We start from the raw sequence: 16,664 nt of genomic DNA on the forward strand, positions 1-16,664 counted from the left end.
ATGTAAAAAGTATTCATGTAATATGACAAACCAGATCATAAATACATTTTGCATGAATACATCAATACAATAAAAAAATGAAAAAACTAAATATATACTTCACCGCAGGAATCCCAGAACTGGAAGATACTGCTGACATCATACAACTTATCCAGGACTCCGGAGCAGACATGATTGAGATCGGTATGCCCTATTCTGATCCCGTAGCCGATGGACCTGTGATTCAAAAAGCCCACGAACTGGCTTTACAAAACGGAATGACTATTGAGAAACTTTTTTCTCAATTAAAAACCATAAAAGATAAAATAAAAGTTCCCGTCATCTTAATGGGATACATCAATCCTGTACTGAGCTTTGGTTTTGAAAAGTTTTGTAAAGAATGCTCAGAAAGCGGAGTTTCAGGACTTATTCTTCCTGACCTCCCTCCTATTGAATTTGAGAAAAACTATCAGCATATTCTGAAAAACTACGGCCTTAATTTCACCTTTTTGGTTACCCCTGAAACGTCTGATGAAAGAATACAATATCTGGATTCATTAAGCTCAGGATTCTTATATGCAGTAAGCTCATCTTCCACTACAGGAAATGAAAACACTGTTCTAAAGAATGAAAATTATCTGACCCGATTATCGGATCTTCCTCTTAAGAATCCGGTAATGATCGGTTTCGGAATAAAATCAAAAGAAGATTTTGAAAATGTAACTGAAAAAGCAGATGGCGGAATCATTGGAACAGCCTTTGTGAATGTGTTGCTGCAGGATAAAGATTGGAAGAAGAATGCCATAGATTTTATCCATTCCATAAAAGCTTAAAATTCACTAAATTTGTATATCAAAAATTGAAATGAATACAAATCAAAATAAAGCAGTAGAATTTGAAGATTTAGGTATTAAAGAATATCAGCCCGCCTGGGATTATCAGGAACAGCTGATGAAGAGTATTATTGATACCAAAATAAAGAACCGCGACCTGCCTGCAGAACAGCATATTACCACCCCGAACCACCTTCTTTTTGTAGAACACCCGCATGTGTATACATTGGGAAAAAGCGGACACGAAGAAAATATGCTGGCCGGAATTGATAAACTGAAGGAAATAGAAGCCACTTATGTAAAAACCAATCGTGGCGGAGACATCACCTATCATGGCTATGGTCAGATTGTGGGTTATCCTGTTCTGGATCTTGAAAATTTCTTTACAGATATTCATTTATATATGAGAAATCTTGAAGAGGTTATCATCAGAACGATTGCCGAATATGGATTGAAAGGAGAACGTTCTCCCGGAGAAACCGGTGTTTGGCTGGATGTTGGGAAACCTTATGCCAGAAAGATGTGTGCAATGGGCGTAAAAGCTTCCCGATGGGTAACTTTGCATGGCTTTGCTTTGAATGTGAATACAGATATGCGTTACTTTGAATACATTGTTCCATGCGGAATCAAGGATAAGCAGGTTACTTCTTTAAAAAGAGAACTGGAAAGAGAATTGACACCGGAAGAAATGGAAGATGTAAAAGCAAAAATCAGAAAGCATTTTGCGGATGTATTTCAAGCAGAACTGATTTATAAGTAGTTTTAACAACATACAAGATATCATCCCTATGTAGCCAATACATAGGGATTTTTTATGAATATGATTCACAAAAATGAATTATAAATTATTTTTTTCAAAAAAAACTTGCAGATATTTAAATTTTTCATAATTTTAATATCACTAAATAGTGAATAAAGAAAACACTGTTTAGCTTAAAAATCATTAACCACCAAAATATGAGAACTATGAAAAAATTTTTGCTATCCATGATGGTATTTGTATCCGTACTGTCCATCAACTCCTGTTCAGATTCCAATGCGAATCAGGAAGCTGTGAATTCACAGACCAAAGAAACTGCGATGAAAGAGTTCGGAAGAACTGTTCCTGTAGGGATAGATAAAGAAGGGGAAAAATATAAGGTTTCCTTTATTCTTTCAGCCCAGCCTTATGAAATTAAAGATACTAAGGAGAATGAGGCTTATATTTCTATGATTAGCGAGGCTGTAAAAAATGAATCCCCGGTTCATATTTTCCTTAAGGCCAATTCCAATGAAATTGCGAAGGTAGAAAGTCCAACACTGGAAGATATTCGTTTCTTTAAATCTGCTTTAACAAAAGAAGAAAAAGCAGGAAATCAGGTAACCAGAAAATTAGCCAGTGTTATTCCTGATCTGGCCACTTTGAACAGCTTATTTACACAGATCAAAAATCAATCTTGTGGAACTTCTACAGCATCTTCTCCATGTATTACGTTCAGATATCCTGTAGACGGTTGCTATGCAAGAGCACACAAAATGAGACAGATCTTAAACAATGCCGGATATGAATGTGAAAAGCAATTCGTCTATGGAAACTTAAGAGCTTCTACCGGAACTTGTTGTGTATCATGGGTGTATCACGTGGCTATCCTTGTAAGCTTTAAAAATGCTTCCGGAGTGGTTGAAAAAAGAATTATTGACCCTTCTCTAAATGGAACAGGTCCTATCACGGATACTGCATGGAGAGCGGCATGCACCAACTCTACTTGTGGTTCTACTTCTGTTTCATCTTTTACTAACACAGCAGGAAATGTTTACTACAGAAGTCCATCAGGATCTTTATTATATGATAACAACCTGGTCAATACCAATTGTACATTAACAGCTTTTTCAGCCCTTTCAGGCTGTTCAGCTCCAGTACCTAGTACAGCACATTGCGGATTCTAACTCACTTTTATAGAAGCTCCTGCATGTATTGATAAATTGCAGGAGCTTTTTACAAATACTTTATTATTATGAAAGCCTGGACCTATTTATTGTTACTGTTTACCATGATTACATCCTGTTCTTCCAACCCTGAATCCCAGAAATTAACCTGGTATAATAATGCAACCATCAACAATATTCTTGAAGACCCGGATAAGCCGGAAGAAGTTGTACGTATCGCTATTGGAATAAGTGCTCAGGTTTTTTATATTTCAAAAAAGTCTTCTGATTATAAAACCTTGATGGAAAAGGCTAATCTAAGTTTTAAAAAAGGTAAAACCTATAATATAGGGGTTGAAAGTAAAACCAATATGGTCAAAGAGATCAATGAGGTGAAATAATTTTTTTCTTCATTTTCTTCTACCTATGCCCTTATTACAGAAATTCCGGCATCTACCTTGATCTCTGCACCATGAATATAAGATGCGTCTTCTGAAGCAAGGAACAGAACTGCACTGGCAATTTCATCAGGATCACCCTGTCTTTTGAAAGGGATGGTAGGAATAATATCCTGAACTGCAGCATCAATTTGTTCAGGAGCCAACCCTGTATTGTTAAAAATATTGGTTTTGATATGCCCCGGGCTTACTCCATTCACACGAATTCCACGTTCTGTAAGTTCTACCGCAAATGTTTTAATGAACGACTGTACGGCTGATTTTGCTGCAGAATATACTGAAAAGCTATTCATAGCAATCTCTGTAGCCACAGAAGTATTAAAAATAACTGAACTTCCTGTTTTCATCAATGGTAACAACTGCTGAACTGTGAAAAAGGGTCCTTTTACCAATACATTAAAGAGTTCATCAAAATGGCTTTCATTTACACTTTCAACGGGTGCAAACTTTCCATAGCCTGCATTGGCAAAAATAACATCTACTTGTTGAGTATATTTTCTTACCTCTTCCTGTAATTTTAACAAGTCTATCATATTTCCTGCATTGGATATAATTCCGAAAGCATTTTCCCCTAACTTCTTCAAAGCATTATTAACCGTTTCTTCACTTCGCCCGGTGATGATAACTTTACCACCTTCTTCCAGGAATTTTTGAGCCGTTGCTAAGCCCATCCCATTAGTTCCACCAGTAATAATTGCTGTTTTGTTTTTAAATCTCTGCATCGTTTTTTAGTTTAAAATTGTGTGACAAAGATTGGAATACTTATCATGGTAAAAAATCCGAAACATGCGGAAAAACATAAATCTATTTCTATCCATTTTATAAAATAAATAATAGTCATCAATAAAATCTTTCAAAATTAAATTGCACACAATTTAATTGTCTATATATTTGCATAGTTAATTCAACACAAAGTAAATTTGGAACTCAACAATTGACAAATAGTTTAATTTAAAATAAAAGAAAATGTCATTAATAGAAAACTTAAACTGGAGACACGCCGTAAAAGCTTATGACCCGACTAAAAAAGTATCAAACGAAGATTTAAATACGATTCTTGAAGCAGCAAGACTGGCTCCTACTTCATCAGGGCTACAGCCTTTCCGTATTATCGTAGTAGAAAATCAGGAATTAAAAGATAAAATGGTTGCCGGTGCTTTAAACCCTGAAGTGATGAGAGATTCTTCTCATGTATTGGTTTTTGCTGCATGGGATAGCTATTCTAATGATAAAATCGACAAAGTATATGACCATCATACTGATGTAAGAGATCTTCCGAGAGGACGTTTTGGAAGCTATACAGATAAGATCAAAGAGATGTATGGAGCACAAACTCCTGAACAACATTTTGCTCACACAGCCCGCCAGACTTATATTGCTTTAGGAATTGCTCTTGCACAGGCTGCTGAACTTAAAATCGACAGTACTCCGGCAGAAGGATTCAGTAATGCAGTAGTAGATGAAGTATTGGGATTAAAAGAATTAGGCTTGAAAAGTGTAAGCCTTTTATATCTTGGATACCGTGACGAAGCCAATGACTGGCTGTCTTCTATGAAAAAAGTCCGTATTCCAATGGATGAATTTATCATTAAAAAGTAATACCTTCACGAATCTTTCGTATTCAATCTTATGGAACATTCAAATACACCCAAATTAGAAAACCAGATCTGTTTCCCGTTATATGTAATTGCTAAGGAAATCACAGGATTGTACCGACCTTTTCTTGATGAGCTGGACATCACTTACCCGCAATACCTGGTCATGATGGTATTATGGAATGGTGACGGACTTACGGTAAGCCATATCGGAGAAAAACTGTTTCTGGACAGCGGAACATTAACTCCACTTCTCAAAAGGCTGGAAGCAAAAGGGTTTATTACAAGAAAACGAAAAAAAGAAGACGAAAGAGTTGTTGAAGTATTTTTAGATGAAGCCGGAAAACAGCTTCAGAAAAAGGCCTGCGAAATTCCGGGTAAGATCCAGGAAAAAATCGGGATACAGCCTGAAGAACTGTTGGAGCTTAAAGAAACAGTTTTAAAAATATTAAACAAAATCGAAAAATAAATGAAAACGTTATATACAACAAAAGTTACTGCTACAGGTGGAAGAAATGGCCATGTAAAAAGTGAAAACGGAGTCTTGGATCTTGAAGTAAAAATGCCAAAAGCACTAGGAGGAGCCAATGATGACTTCTCTAATCCTGAAATGCTTTTCGCAGCGGGATATTCTGCTTGCTTCGACAGTGCTTTGAACAGAGTAATCAGCTTAGGTAAAGTAACAACTGGTGAAACAACTGTGACTGCTCAGGTAAGCATCGGTCAGATTGAAAACGGAGGTTTCGGATTGGCTGTGGAACTGGATGTAAACATTCCGGGAGTTTCTATCGAAGAAGCTCAGTCTTTAACAGAGAAAGCTCACCAGATCTGCCCTTATTCTAATGCAACAAGAAACAATATTGAGGTTAAGCTTTCTGTAACCAACAATGATTAATCCAATTTTTTTATAATTATATTTGAAATGAGCTGTTTTGAAATTCAAAACAGCTCATTTTTATTTTTTACCACAGATTTTCTCAGATGAACACAGATATGAAGAGTATGTATTTACCACCGAAGATGAAATGGTAAACTATTTTATTGAAAATAAAGGACTGGATCAAACCTTTTATTGGAATTAATCTCATAATAATCCTTATAGAATAATGATTGGAGCCAATATTACTAATGATGATAAACTAATTATGAGCTTAACTCTGGATGCAAGTCTGGAAACAGGAAAAGAATATTTCAATAAACTTAAAGATGTTTTACAGTCCAATACAGGAATTATTTCATTCGTGAATCCGCTGGATTATGAAAATGGTGAAGATTTTGTTTTAAGATATCAGAAAAGTATCGAATACAAATAAATAATGAAAACATTACCATTCATAATAATTTCTTTAGGTCTTTTTTTGACTTCTTACAGCCGGTCTTGTGCCCAATCCCGGCAGAATGACACCCCTTTGCAACAGATTAATGATACTAAAGCAGCAACGCATATTAACCAACTTATAGATGCTAAAACCTGGAATCTATTATTCCCCAACAGGAATAATATCCAGGGAAAAAACAGGAATCACCAGGATTTTTATTCTTATCAGGCATTTATAAAAGCAGCTGCCCACTTCCCTCATTTTCTGAATGAAGGAACACAGGAGGATCAGAAGAGAGAGCTCGCTGCATTTCTGGCCAATATCGCTCAGGAAACAAGTGGCGGCTGGGATGATGCTCCGGGAGGCTATTATAAGTGGGGACTTTATTTTATCGAAGAAAACAATAAGGGAAATGGAAATAATTATTCTGATCCTTCTAAGGTTAACTATCCGCCGGTAGCAGGACAGGCTTATTACGGCCGTGGTCCTAAGCAGCTGAGTTGGAATTACAACTACGGACAATTTAGTGAAGCTTGGTTTGGTGATAAAAATATACTTTTAAAAAATCCCGGACTTCTGGCTGAAAACAATGTTTTATCTTTTGCCTCTGCCATCTGGTTCTGGATGACTCCCCAATTTCCTAAGCCCTCTTGTCATGAAGTGATGACCGGAAAATGGCTGCCTACAGAAAAAGACAAAGAAAACGGAAGAATTCCCGGTTTTGGAACTACAGTAAATATTATCAATGGTGGTATTGAATGTGGGCAATCTACCACACAGCCCAAAACACAATACCGCTATGAATACTACCGCTATTTTTGTCAATATTTTGGAGTGGATCCCGGAAAAAACATCAGCTGCAGTACGCAAAAGCCATTTGGCAATTAAGAAAAAAGACTATAACATAATGCTTGTAGCCTTTTTTATAGAATTTATTATATTATCTGGAATCTATCTCTTATTCAAATCACTTTTCTGATAGGCATCTACCTTTTTATAGGAATCATTTTTCTCTTTTTCTTTTTTGTCAGAGATCAAGATTCCGAAAAGGTGATCTATTTCGTGTTGCAAGATAACAGCGGTGAATCCTTCTACGATTTCTGAATATTTTTGTCCTTTCAAATCCACATATTCGAATTGAATGACTTTACTTCTGTAAAACTGATCTCTGAAATCAGGAATTGACAAATCTCCTTCGGGTCCAAGATTTTGCAGATCAGATCTCCATACAATCACCGGATTGATGAAATATTCCAAAGGGGTTCCTTCTTTATCAAAACGTTGTACCCAAATCACTTTTCTGTTGATCCCTACTTGCGGAGCCGCAATACCTACTCCACCATCAGTTGAAAGAAGAGATTCCTTCATCCTTTTCACGAGAACAGCCGTATTAGGATCAGTTGGGTTGATTTCTGAGGAGAGATTCAACAAGGTTTTATGCTGATGAGCGTCTGTAGTCTGATAAATTGGTAATGCCGCATTTACATCCCCTTTATTGATTAGGGAAATTTCATCTGAAGTGAATTTTTGAGCATTACATACTCCTGCAAAAAGTATCAATAGAATAGATAGTTTTTTCATACAAATTGAATGTGATGCAAAGGTAGAGATTGTCTGTTGAAAATGGATCATTGTTTTGGAGTTTTAGAATAGGAAGCTGAAAGAGGGAGGCTGGAAATTACTGTTGAAGCTTTGATTTTATGGGTGATTAGGTTTTGGCTAAAGCCATTGGATTTTTATATAAAAGAAGAACGGGCTAAAGCCCGTTCCTATTGAATTTGATATTGTTCTGATTATTTAAAAATCTGCGTAATCTGTGTGATTTGCGGGAAACAAAATTAAAAAGTCTTCGTCATATCACTCGGAATAATCAGATTAAATTCTGTTGGAATATAATCCTTTGAAGGAACCTTCAGTTCAGGATTTTCTGATTCAAAAACAGAAATCACCGCCATTTTTAAGTTTGGATTTTTCTGTTTGATATACCAATAGGTACCGCCAAATTCCTTGCTGTGATAATTACCGTTATAATGAATAAACGTCTTTCCTGACTGGATATTTTTCAGAATAGACTCAGCCATGGTAGCATCCTTTGTAGCCTGCGCTGAAATAAAGTTCATTACTTTAGTTCCTTCCGCATGATCCCCCATCATGGCTTTCATTTCCGGATATCCCGGAGTATCTAAGGTTACCTTGATGGGTAATTGAGCAATATATGTTTTTTCTTTATCGCTTAGCTTATTCAAAGATTCAATTCCTTCTTTTGCCGTTTGTGAGGCATATCTTCTCGGAATATTGGTTGCTATGAAATTAATTTTTTTATTTTTAGCAAAATCAACCAACGGTTTATAATCTGTTGCATAATTATTCCAAAGGCGGGCAGAATCTTTCAATGTTTTAGCATCAAATTTTCCACTCAGATACTGATTCAGCTGAGCCTGATTGTCTCTTTCAAACATTTCAGCACCCAGAATAAGCTGTCCGTTTTTCTTTTCAAATAAAGCTTCTGTTATTTTAAGCTGAAGCCAGTGATTGATAGAACTGTTATGATTTTCACCAAAGAAAACTACATCATAATCTGCCAATTCCTTCACCAATTTATCCGTTTTTATTTCTTTACCTTTTTGGTCATAGAACTGATATGCTTTAAAGTTCTGTGCCTTAAGTGAACAGAAACCCGCCAGCAAAACCGCTATTAAAAGATTCTTCATTTTTTATCTTTAGTATTTTAATTTAATGACAAATTACATAATATTTGGGGCTTTTTATCATGCTTCCCAAAATCTAAAAGAAAAAGACCGCCTTGAATTTTACAAACAAAACGGCCTCTCTTAAAATCATCTAATTATTATTGTTGTTCAAGAGTTGCTACAAGATCTTTCCATTCCTGAAGTTCAGGAATTCCAGGTTTTCTTTTTCCAAAGAACTGAACGATAAAGTCTCCTTCTTTATTGAATACTTCAATCGCTGTAACTTCTCCGTCTTCAGTCGGTTTTTTCACGATCCATGCTTCTGCAATTTTCGTTACATCTAAGTGTAGGTTAAAATCAGGGTCCATTACATTGAACCACTGCTGATGCCAAAGGGTTTTCTTTACGTTTCCGGTATGAATCTGGATAATTCCTCTGTTTCCAACGAAAACCATAATTGGTGTACCCTTTTCTGAAGCTTCTTCAAGGATGTTAACTACTTTTGAGTTATCAATTTTCTGAGTAAAGCCTTCCGGAGCCAATCTTAAAGCCTGAGTTCTGCTTACCCCAAACTTTCTGGTCATCATAAAGAAATCGTGAGTATCTTTTAATCCTGTCCATGCCTTTTTAAATCCTTCAACATCAATTTCTGTATCCGGTTTTTCTGCCTGTTTCGGAGCTACTGCCTCAAATGTGAAAGCTTGGCTCTGATCCTCTGCTTTGAATTTTTCAACGATAACATCGAAGGCAGCTTCATCACTATTTTTAGTTAAATAAATCTTATGCAATGCCAACCCGTCTTTTCCAAAGAACTGAAGGCTTTTTTTGTCTCCTTCCACTACTGCAAATGCAAATTTCCAGTGGTTAAGGAAAATTCTAAGATCAATATCCTCTCCTACGAAAAGCTGAGCATGCGGGCTGCTGAAGTCTCCGTTTTGGTAAATTCCTTTTCTTTCATGAACACATTCATCATTGCGGGTAAGAGCCATTACTTTTCCTAATTTCTCTGCTTCTGTAAGAATTCCCGGAAAATCAGGGTTTAATACAGTTACTCCTTCTCCAATCCCTGTTGCCAGTAATTCAGCTTCACTTACGCCAAACTGTGCTGCAGCATTTCTTATTCTTATATGTGGATTTTCTGCTTTCAGAGCTTCCCATTTTTCCTTTAAATCATTCACTAATATGCTCATTATTTTATTTTTTTATAGTTAAAATTGTATAGATTCTTTGTATTGTTTCGTTTCCTGTTTTGCTTTTTATTTCTTCTTCTCTTTCTGAAGTTTTCATTCTTTTGAAATGACTTTTTGAAACCAGTTCTTCCATATCATCATTATTATAAAGAGTGAAATTATAGGCTGTAAAGGGCAGTTTCTCCATAAAATCTCTTTGTCCGAAAGTCAGAACAAAAGTCCCGTTATCCTTTAAAACTCTGCAGATTTCATTTAAAAAACCAACCGGATTTTCCCAGAAATAAACAGTATTTACAGTAAATATTTTATCAAAAGTCTCATCTGCAAAAGGAAGTATTTCCCCTTCATACAGAACAAAATCTGCCTGATCTTCAAACTTCTGATTCAGTCTTTTGGCTTCAAGATGCATGGTTTCAGAAATATCGATACCCGTGTATTTCAGCCCTTTGGCCAGATTGAGAATACTTTTTACGTGATCTGCATTTCCATGTCCTATTTCAAGGATTCTTTCATCGTCTTCTATCAAAAGGGTTCTGATACTTTCTAACGTCATACCGATGTTAGTGGCATTCATCATTTCACCGATCTCTACGCCTTTTTCTCCCTGAGGATTGGCAAGATTCTCTGCGAGGATTTTTAATTCTTCTTTTTCCATGGTTATCCGAAAATGATCATTGGGTTATTCGTAACAGGGTGTTCACAGATGGTACATGGAAAGTTATAAGCATGGCTGATATTTTCTGCTGTAAAAACTTCCTGTGGTGTTCCATAAGCTGAAACCTGTCCTGATTTCATTAATAAAATTTTATCCGCAAATTGAGCGGCTAGATTCAGGTCATGAAGAACAACAATCGCACTGTTTGTTTTTTTGGTGAAATTTTTGATAATTTCCAGTGCCTTATATTGATGTTTTACATCCAGATTATTCAGAGGTTCATCCAGAAAAACCAATTTGTGGGCAATATTATTTTCCAGCTGCGCCATTACTCTTGAAAGATGCACCCGTTGTTTTTCTCCTCCTGAAAGAGAGTTATATTCTCTTTCTTTCAGATGAAAAATATCTGTTTCATACATCTTATTATTCATGGCTTCAAGATCCTCTTTTCCGGGCTGTGCATCAAAATAAGGATACCTTCCCATCATGACTACATCTTTTACTTCAAGAGGAATATCATTACTGTTATGCTGTGAAAACTTTGCTTTATGCATAGAAAGTTCTTTTACATTCCAGTCTTCAATAGGTTTATCTTTAAATAATACTTTTCGTTTCTCAGATTTCACTTCATGAGCCAAAACACTTAAAAGACTTGATTTTCCAGCTCCATTAGGACCTACAATGGCTAAAAATTCTCCGTAATCCAATGAGACATCTACCCCATCCAGAATACAGAACTCTTTATGTTTATAGTTAATTTGATGTGCTTTGATCATTACAGTGATTTTTTAAATTTAACCAAAATAGCGATAAAAATAGGTCCCCCCATTAAAGCGGTCAAAATCCCGATCGGTAATTCTGAAGGTTCTACAATACTTCTGCTGAAGGTATCTGCTGTCAGAAGCAAAATACTTCCAAATACGGCAGACAAAGGCAGGATAAAAGTATAATTGGATTTGAACAAAAGTCTTAAGATATAAGGTACGATAAGACCTACAAAGCCAATGGTTCCTGAAAATGCAACACAACTTCCCACCATCAATGCAACAATAATAATGATCTGCTTCTTCAGCCTTTCTACATTGATTCCTAAATGCTGCGCATCTTTCTCTCCCAGCATCATGGCATTCAAAGCTTTTCCTTTAGGCAGTAAAATAATATAGGCTCCCATCATGACAATGCCAAGAATAATATTCTTCGTCCATGTTGCTGCAGCTAAACTTCCCAAATTCCAAAATGTCAAATCTCTAAGCTGTTCATCTTTTGATACATATATTAAGAAACCAGTAATAGAAAATCCTATTGCTGTAATAGCAACACCGGTCAACAGCATCATAACCACATTGGTTTTTCCGCCGCTTGTTGAAATTCTGTATACCAGCATCATGGATAAAAAAGATCCTATGAAAGCAGAAATTCCTACCAGCGAAAATTGTACGGCTTCAGGAAGATATTCTTTAAAATGTCCTCCTAAAACAATGGCAATGGCAGCCAATAGGGTCGCACCTGAGGTAAGACCTATTAAATCTCCTGTTGCCAAAGGGTTTTTGAATAATCCCTGAAGGCTTGTTCCTGAAACAGACAACATACTTCCAATTAAAACAGCCATAATAATTCTGGCTGCCCTTACATCCCATACTACATATTTATCACTCAATGACAAACTGGAATCTCCTTGTATCACTTTTCCTAAAACGTTAAATGCAGATTTACCACCAAAATCGTAAACCCCTGTATTAATAGACCATACTGCTATAATAATAAGCAGTATGGTACTTATTGTCATGTAAAAGTATAGTTTACTTTGCGTTTTCAATTAAAAGTTTGTTTAATCCAACTGCTGCTTCTCCTAGTCTCGGTCCAAAACCTGAAACTAACCCTCCATCCATTGCGATGATTTTCTTATTTTTTCCGGCATTGGTCTGGGAAACTCCCGGCATCTTCAATGCTCCTTCGTTTCCACCTGCTCCCTGTAATCCTGTTTCAAAAAAGAAAAGCACATCAGGATTAGCTTTTACAACCGCTTCCGGAGTTAATGGTTTGAAATCTTCAAATTCATTCACTGCATTTTCACCTCCTGCCAGATTAATTAAAGAGGCCATTGGAGTATTTTTACCTGCTACCATTAGCATATTTCCTCTAGCATAGATAAATAATACTTTCGGTTTTTTAGCTAAGGGCTGAACCTGCTTCAAATCTGCATCAATTTTATCAGTTAATTTCTTATAATCTGTATTTCCAATGGCTTTTGCAACATCTTCAATCAGTTTTTTAGTACCATCAACAGTATATTCCTGCTTAAAGATCTCTGTTTTAATGCCAGAAGCTTTGATTTTCCCCATCAATTCAGGGTTGATATCTTTATCGGAAGCTAGAATTAAAGTAGGACTTACTGCCATGATCGGCTCAATAGTCATTGATCTTACATGTCCAAGATCTTTGGCTGTAGCTTTTAAACTTACAGGATACGTACTGGTAACGTCTGTTCCTACAATTTCTTTTTCGTGACCTAAGGCACTTACAATTTCTGTAATTCCACCATTTAAGGTGACGATTTTATTGTTGCTTTTTGGAGCTTCAGAAGTCGCTTCCGTTGTATTTTCTTTTTGAGCACCTTCTTCTTTTTTGCAAGAATATACTGCTACAAGAACAGAAGCTGCAAGGATAAATTTCTTCATGATATACTATTATTTGATTTATTATAATGGATCGAATGCGAAAGATGTAAAGCCACGCTCTCCTTTTAAATTCTTCATAGAAGTGAATTTCAGTTTAAAATAAAAACCGTTTGGGTCTTTCAGAATAAAGAAACGATCTGAATATACAAATGGAACAGGATTATCTGCTGTCCCGGTAGTTGTTCTCCATTTATCTCCAATCGCTCTGTGATCGTTTAAAATAAACTTATTATTGTCCACATCCTTTAATTTAAATGCGGCATACGCTTGTTCAAGATTTCCTGTAACATTTACTTGATATGCTTTCACTCCATCTAGGCTATTAATAGTTACAAAGTCTGCATAAAAGTAACTACCTGCGCTGTTCCCTGGACTCATAAATACTTCATTAGTAAATGTAGTAAAGGCTAAATCCCAGCTTTTTTTCTTAGGCTGAATCTTTGCAGGAGTTCCTGTTTTAAGATTGAAAAAAGCAAAGTTATACTCAGGGTCTTTTGTTATGATATACTCTCTAATCCCATCGCTTCCGGCATTAAGATCTGCATAACGAATTTTGTAGCCGTTAGTAGCCCTTAGAATCTGGACTTTCTTCCATCCTCTCGGCTCACCTGATAATGAGACAGAACCCGCTCCAATATTAGTGGCAGGAGGAATTTCTCTTCCTAAATTAATTAAATAAACAGGATTATCCGCATCATTTTCTTTGATCGGTTCAATTCCAGAAGTTTGAGTCAGGAATTGACCATTTGGATTATCTACATACTTCATATTTTCAGCATCAAATGTTCCAACCTGCGCAATATCTTTTAAGTTGGTTACATCTGATTCTTTTACCTTGCTGATATCTTTAGCATTAGGTATTTTAATGACCGTCATGGCAAGAGACCCGTTCATAATTACCCTGAAATCATCGCCTGTATAAAATCCTAAGTCCCAATCCGTTCGTTTATTAATAGTTTTTCTAGGCTCTTTTTCTTCCTTAACCATATCACTCAGATCAATCCACACCTGATTGGGCTCAGTAGCTCCTCCCACAGGTACATTCACCGAAGAACCGGTAATAGGGGGCGCAGGAACTTTGTCTTCATCGGCAGAAATACAAGACTGTGCCGCTAGCATTACAGAAAGAATCGAAAATATTTTTAAATACTTCATAGTAACTTTTATTTAAAATTGAAACGTTAATCTGGCAAAATAGCTTCTGCCATAATATAAATTCACAATACCTGTAGGAGCTGTTGTAGCATGAGCATCAGCCTTCATCGCTGTAGAATTAATACTGGTAACATCAAAGATATTTTTCACTCCAGCTGAAAGCTCCAGATGATCTTTCCAGAACGGCTGGCTTACAATAAAGTCCATCATATGAAAACCATCTGTTCTTCCAAGCTTAAATCCACTCGTTTCATTTTCAAATACATAAATCCTTCCAGGACCTGTATATTTATAGTAAAGGGCAAATGAAGTTCCCGGATTTTTCAGTTTATAGTTAACTGTGGCCCCTGCCTGTACCTGGTACTGATAATCTGTAGGTGAAGTATGATACATTGAGTTCATGGATACCGAAGTTCCCCCTAAAGCACTTCTCAGGGAAAGTGCCAATTGGTCCTTTTTGAAATCAACATTTGCTGAGAATAACATATTTCTATATTTATCCATATTTCTAAACTGGTAAGTAGAAGGTTCTTTGATAAGAAGCATTTCTATCTTATCCCTTACATCCAGATATAAACCACTGACACTATAGGCAATCTTCCAATCATTTCCTGTTGTAAAACTCTGATCCCAAAATGCTCCTGTAGAGAAACCTTTTTCCGGATTCAGGTCAGGATTTCCTTGAATGTCATGATTAAGATTTACAAAATATGTATAAAGCTCTTCATAAGTAGGAAAACGGTTTGCTGTACCAGCCACTAATCTCAAGTTTGAATTCTCAGAAATTTTATATCTTGCAGAAAGGGAATAATTAAACTGATTATTGAATTTTTCACTTACTGAAAGCCTTGCACCTGGTCTTACAGAGAACTTATCAGAAATATTCCATTCTCCCGAAATAAAGTTTGAGTAGGTAAAAAGAGTTCTGTTGATAGCTTTAGTAAAAAATTTACCGGCAATTAATGAAGCATAACCATCCGTATAATCTAATTCATACCCCAATTGAAAGTCGAAAGTTTTATTATCAAGGAAATTACTGAACATCCCTCTTGAATAGATTACATTTGTTTTATAGTAAGACAGCTCTTCTTCTTTATTGAGAATAGATCTGTTTGGAATATCATAATTATAATCCTGAAACTTTCTATCCTGGTTTTGGTAAGAAAAATCTCCCATATACTGAATATGCCCCAGGTTTGTCTGAATATTAAACTGGTGAATCCATCGGTTGGTATTATATTTTCTGTCCATACTTCGATACAAAGCCCCACCGTTTCCGTCATTAAGTGACTCTACATTCACTTCAGGATTGTAGAAATTGAATCCTTCATTCAAATACGAAAGTTTATAATAGAAGGAAGTTTTATTTTTTGAATATCGAATCAAAGCAGAGGCATCATATTGATCTTTAGGATTCCATTCATATCCTCTTTTAAGATCAGTTTCTAGATATTTATAGCCCATTTTATTTCCTTCATAGCCCATAAACTGATTATGGTTGAAGTTGATATTCGCAAACCAGTTATTATCAATATTATAATCAATATTTATATTCTGGATATGCCTTCCATTTCCTTTTTTCTTGATATCATAGTTGTTTCTTACGGTCTCTTCCTGAGCAGAAGCTCTTACACTGATCTTTTTTGAGCTGCCTTTCTTAGTAATAATATTGATCACCCCGGCAAGTGCTCCATTTCCATATTCTACCCCCATGCTTCCCTTGACAATCTCGATTCTTTCGATATTATTCAATGACAGTTTGGTAAGGTCTATATTACTTCCTAAACCTGTATCTCCTACGACCGGAATATTGTCAATAAGAACTTTAACATAGCTTCCATCCAATCCCATCATAGTGGCTGTAGAATTTCCTGAACGGGTATCCGGAGTGATTTGAATGTTAAGACTTTGATTTAAAACATCAGCTACATTGGTTGCCGCCATGTTTTTGATCTGTTCAGCATCTATTACTTCAACCTTATATATAGATTTGTTAATGGATCGTTGTGTAAATTGCCCTGTAATGACAACTTCTTCTATTTTCTTTTGATTAAGAGAATCCTTTTCTTGTGCATTCATCCAAAAAACAATGGATAATGACAGAACGGAAAGCACCTTCTTCTTCATAAGGGTAAAAATTTCGACAAATATAAAACTTTATTTAGAATGATTAAAAATAAATATATACTTTTGTGTAATAATTCTAA

At 35.9% G+C, this 16,664-nt stretch carries 20 protein-coding genes; 10 read left to right on the top strand and 10 right to left on the bottom strand.

Going from position 1 to position 16,664, the window contains the following annotated elements; all coding sequences use genetic code 11:
- Window positions 1-77: 77 nt before the first annotated feature.
- The 4 genes from trpA (at window position 78) to EG344_RS03535 (ending at window position 3,118) form a co-directional block, all read left to right on the top strand.
- Window positions 78-812 (top strand): tryptophan synthase subunit alpha, encoded by a 735-nt coding sequence (trpA, locus tag EG344_RS03520; RefSeq protein ID WP_123908322.1) that lies wholly within the window; start codon window positions 78-80, stop codon window positions 810-812.
- 31 nt (window positions 813-843) lie between these two features.
- Window positions 844-1,572, top strand: a complete 729-nt coding sequence (lipB, locus tag EG344_RS03525) for a lipoyl(octanoyl) transferase LipB (protein ID WP_123860075.1) — start codon at window positions 844-846, stop codon at window positions 1,570-1,572.
- Window positions 1,573-1,778: 206 nt separating this feature from the next.
- Window positions 1,779-2,738, top strand: coding sequence for a protein-glutamine glutaminase (locus EG344_RS03530; RefSeq protein WP_123908323.1), 960 nt, complete (start codon window positions 1,779-1,781; stop codon window positions 2,736-2,738).
- Window positions 2,739-2,806: 68 nt separating this feature from the next.
- The gene (locus tag EG344_RS03535) at window positions 2,807-3,118 is read left to right on the top strand and encodes a hypothetical protein (protein WP_123908325.1); all 312 of its coding nucleotides are present in this window, start codon (window positions 2,807-2,809) and stop codon (window positions 3,116-3,118) included.
- A gap of 23 nt (window positions 3,119-3,141) precedes the next feature.
- On the opposite strand, the gene EG344_RS03540 is transcribed toward EG344_RS03535, so the two are convergent.
- A complete protein-coding gene (locus tag EG344_RS03540) occupies window positions 3,142-3,897 on the bottom strand; it encodes an SDR family oxidoreductase (RefSeq protein WP_123908327.1) in 756 nt (251 codons plus the stop codon).
- Window positions 3,898-4,141: 244 nt separating this feature from the next.
- On the opposite strand from EG344_RS03540, the gene EG344_RS03545 reads away from it, so the two are divergent.
- From EG344_RS03545 to EG344_RS03560, 6 genes are all read left to right on the top strand, one after another.
- The gene (locus EG344_RS03545) at window positions 4,142-4,774 is read left to right on the top strand and encodes an NAD(P)H-dependent oxidoreductase (RefSeq protein WP_123860067.1); all 633 of its coding nucleotides are present in this window, start codon (window positions 4,142-4,144) and stop codon (window positions 4,772-4,774) included.
- Between the two features lie 30 nt (window positions 4,775-4,804).
- The gene (locus EG344_RS03550) at window positions 4,805-5,239 is read left to right on the top strand and encodes a MarR family winged helix-turn-helix transcriptional regulator (RefSeq protein ID WP_123908329.1); all 435 of its coding nucleotides are present in this window, start codon (window positions 4,805-4,807) and stop codon (window positions 5,237-5,239) included.
- Window positions 5,240-5,665 carry an organic hydroperoxide resistance protein gene (locus EG344_RS03555; RefSeq protein ID WP_123860063.1) on the top strand — a complete coding sequence of 142 codons (426 nt, stop codon included), beginning with the start codon at window positions 5,240-5,242 and terminating at the stop codon, window positions 5,663-5,665.
- A gap of 37 nt (window positions 5,666-5,702) precedes the next feature.
- Window positions 5,703-5,852, top strand: a complete 150-nt coding sequence (locus tag EG344_RS23745; RefSeq protein WP_164464379.1) for a hypothetical protein — start codon at window positions 5,703-5,705, stop codon at window positions 5,850-5,852.
- Window positions 5,853-5,915: 63 nt separating this feature from the next.
- Window positions 5,916-6,083 carry a hypothetical protein gene (locus EG344_RS23750; protein WP_164464380.1) on the top strand — a complete coding sequence of 56 codons (168 nt, stop codon included), beginning with the start codon at window positions 5,916-5,918 and terminating at the stop codon, window positions 6,081-6,083.
- 3 nt (window positions 6,084-6,086) lie between these two features.
- Complete coding sequence (locus EG344_RS03560; protein WP_123908330.1) at window positions 6,087-6,977, top strand: chitinase; 891 nt, start codon at window positions 6,087-6,089, stop codon at window positions 6,975-6,977.
- A gap of 63 nt (window positions 6,978-7,040) precedes the next feature.
- Here EG344_RS03560 and EG344_RS03565 read toward each other — a convergent pair whose 3' ends face one another.
- The 9 genes from EG344_RS03565 to EG344_RS03605 form a co-directional block, all read right to left on the bottom strand.
- On the bottom strand, window positions 7,041-7,670 hold the full coding sequence (locus EG344_RS03565; protein WP_123908332.1) for a peptide deformylase: 630 nt from the start codon (window positions 7,668-7,670) through the stop codon (window positions 7,041-7,043).
- A gap of 257 nt (window positions 7,671-7,927) precedes the next feature.
- Entirely contained in the window at window positions 7,928-8,800 is an 873-nt protein-coding gene (locus EG344_RS03570; protein WP_123908334.1) for a ChaN family lipoprotein, read from the bottom strand.
- Window positions 8,801-8,937: 137 nt separating this feature from the next.
- Window positions 8,938-9,969 carry a hemin-degrading factor gene (locus EG344_RS03575; RefSeq protein ID WP_123908336.1) on the bottom strand — a complete coding sequence of 344 codons (1,032 nt, stop codon included), beginning with the start codon at window positions 9,967-9,969 and terminating at the stop codon, window positions 8,938-8,940.
- A gap of 4 nt (window positions 9,970-9,973) precedes the next feature.
- Window positions 9,974-10,624, bottom strand: coding sequence for a class I SAM-dependent methyltransferase (locus EG344_RS03580; protein WP_123908337.1), 651 nt, complete (start codon window positions 10,622-10,624; stop codon window positions 9,974-9,976).
- Between the two features lie 2 nt (window positions 10,625-10,626).
- Window positions 10,627-11,400 (bottom strand): heme ABC transporter ATP-binding protein, encoded by a 774-nt coding sequence (locus tag EG344_RS03585; RefSeq protein WP_123908339.1) that lies wholly within the window; start codon window positions 11,398-11,400, stop codon window positions 10,627-10,629.
- Window positions 11,400-12,440 carry a FecCD family ABC transporter permease gene (locus tag EG344_RS03590; RefSeq protein ID WP_123908341.1) on the bottom strand — a complete coding sequence of 347 codons (1,041 nt, stop codon included), beginning with the start codon at window positions 12,438-12,440 and terminating at the stop codon, window positions 11,400-11,402. The genes EG344_RS03585 and EG344_RS03590 overlap by 1 nt, the downstream gene beginning before the upstream one ends.
- Window positions 12,424-13,302 carry a hemin ABC transporter substrate-binding protein gene (locus EG344_RS03595; protein ID WP_123908342.1) on the bottom strand — a complete coding sequence of 293 codons (879 nt, stop codon included), beginning with the start codon at window positions 13,300-13,302 and terminating at the stop codon, window positions 12,424-12,426. The genes EG344_RS03590 and EG344_RS03595 overlap by 17 nt, the downstream gene beginning before the upstream one ends.
- A 21-nt stretch (window positions 13,303-13,323) precedes the next feature.
- Entirely contained in the window at window positions 13,324-14,457 is a 1,134-nt protein-coding gene (locus tag EG344_RS03600; protein WP_123908344.1) for an HmuY family protein, read from the bottom strand.
- A 12-nt stretch (window positions 14,458-14,469) separates the two neighbouring features.
- A complete protein-coding gene (locus EG344_RS03605) occupies window positions 14,470-16,584 on the bottom strand; it encodes a TonB-dependent receptor plug domain-containing protein (protein WP_123908345.1) in 2,115 nt (704 codons plus the stop codon).
- Between the last annotated feature and the right edge of the window lie 80 nt (window positions 16,585-16,664).

It is taken from the genome of Chryseobacterium sp. G0162 (assembly GCF_003815715.1).
Lineage (GTDB): Bacteria > Bacteroidota > Bacteroidia > Flavobacteriales > Weeksellaceae > Chryseobacterium.

Bases quoted from the DNA above. Each gene is read 5' to 3' on its own strand.
- trpA (WP_123908322.1), top strand. From the start codon at position 78: ATGAAAAAACTAAATATATACTTCACCGCAGGAATCCCAGAACTGGAA.
- lipB (WP_123860075.1), top strand. From the start codon at position 844: ATGAATACAAATCAAAATAAAGCAGTAGAATTTGAAGATTTAGGTATT.
- EG344_RS03530 (WP_123908323.1), top strand. From the start codon at position 1,779: ATGAAAAAATTTTTGCTATCCATGATGGTATTTGTATCCGTACTGTCC.
- EG344_RS03535 (WP_123908325.1), top strand. From the start codon at position 2,807: ATGAAAGCCTGGACCTATTTATTGTTACTGTTTACCATGATTACATCC.
- EG344_RS03540 (WP_123908327.1), bottom strand. From the start codon at position 3,897: ATGCAGAGATTTAAAAACAAAACAGCAATTATTACTGGTGGAACTAAT.
- EG344_RS03545 (WP_123860067.1), top strand. From the start codon at position 4,142: ATGTCATTAATAGAAAACTTAAACTGGAGACACGCCGTAAAAGCTTAT.
- EG344_RS03550 (WP_123908329.1), top strand. From the start codon at position 4,805: ATGGAACATTCAAATACACCCAAATTAGAAAACCAGATCTGTTTCCCG.
- EG344_RS03555 (WP_123860063.1), top strand. From the start codon at position 5,240: ATGAAAACGTTATATACAACAAAAGTTACTGCTACAGGTGGAAGAAAT.
- EG344_RS23750 (WP_164464380.1), top strand. From the start codon at position 5,916: ATGAGCTTAACTCTGGATGCAAGTCTGGAAACAGGAAAAGAATATTTC.
- EG344_RS03560 (WP_123908330.1), top strand. From the start codon at position 6,087: ATGAAAACATTACCATTCATAATAATTTCTTTAGGTCTTTTTTTGACT.
- EG344_RS03565 (WP_123908332.1), bottom strand. From the start codon at position 7,670: ATGAAAAAACTATCTATTCTATTGATACTTTTTGCAGGAGTATGTAAT.
- EG344_RS03570 (WP_123908334.1), bottom strand. From the start codon at position 8,800: ATGAAGAATCTTTTAATAGCGGTTTTGCTGGCGGGTTTCTGTTCACTT.
- EG344_RS03575 (WP_123908336.1), bottom strand. From the start codon at position 9,969: ATGAGCATATTAGTGAATGATTTAAAGGAAAAATGGGAAGCTCTGAAA.
- EG344_RS03580 (WP_123908337.1), bottom strand. From the start codon at position 10,624: ATGGAAAAAGAAGAATTAAAAATCCTCGCAGAGAATCTTGCCAATCCT.
- EG344_RS03585 (WP_123908339.1), bottom strand. From the start codon at position 11,400: ATGATCAAAGCACATCAAATTAACTATAAACATAAAGAGTTCTGTATT.
- EG344_RS03595 (WP_123908342.1), bottom strand. From the start codon at position 13,302: ATGAAGAAATTTATCCTTGCAGCTTCTGTTCTTGTAGCAGTATATTCT.
- EG344_RS03600 (WP_123908344.1), bottom strand. From the start codon at position 14,457: ATGAAGTATTTAAAAATATTTTCGATTCTTTCTGTAATGCTAGCGGCA.
- EG344_RS03605 (WP_123908345.1), bottom strand. From the start codon at position 16,584: ATGAAGAAGAAGGTGCTTTCCGTTCTGTCATTATCCATTGTTTTTTGG.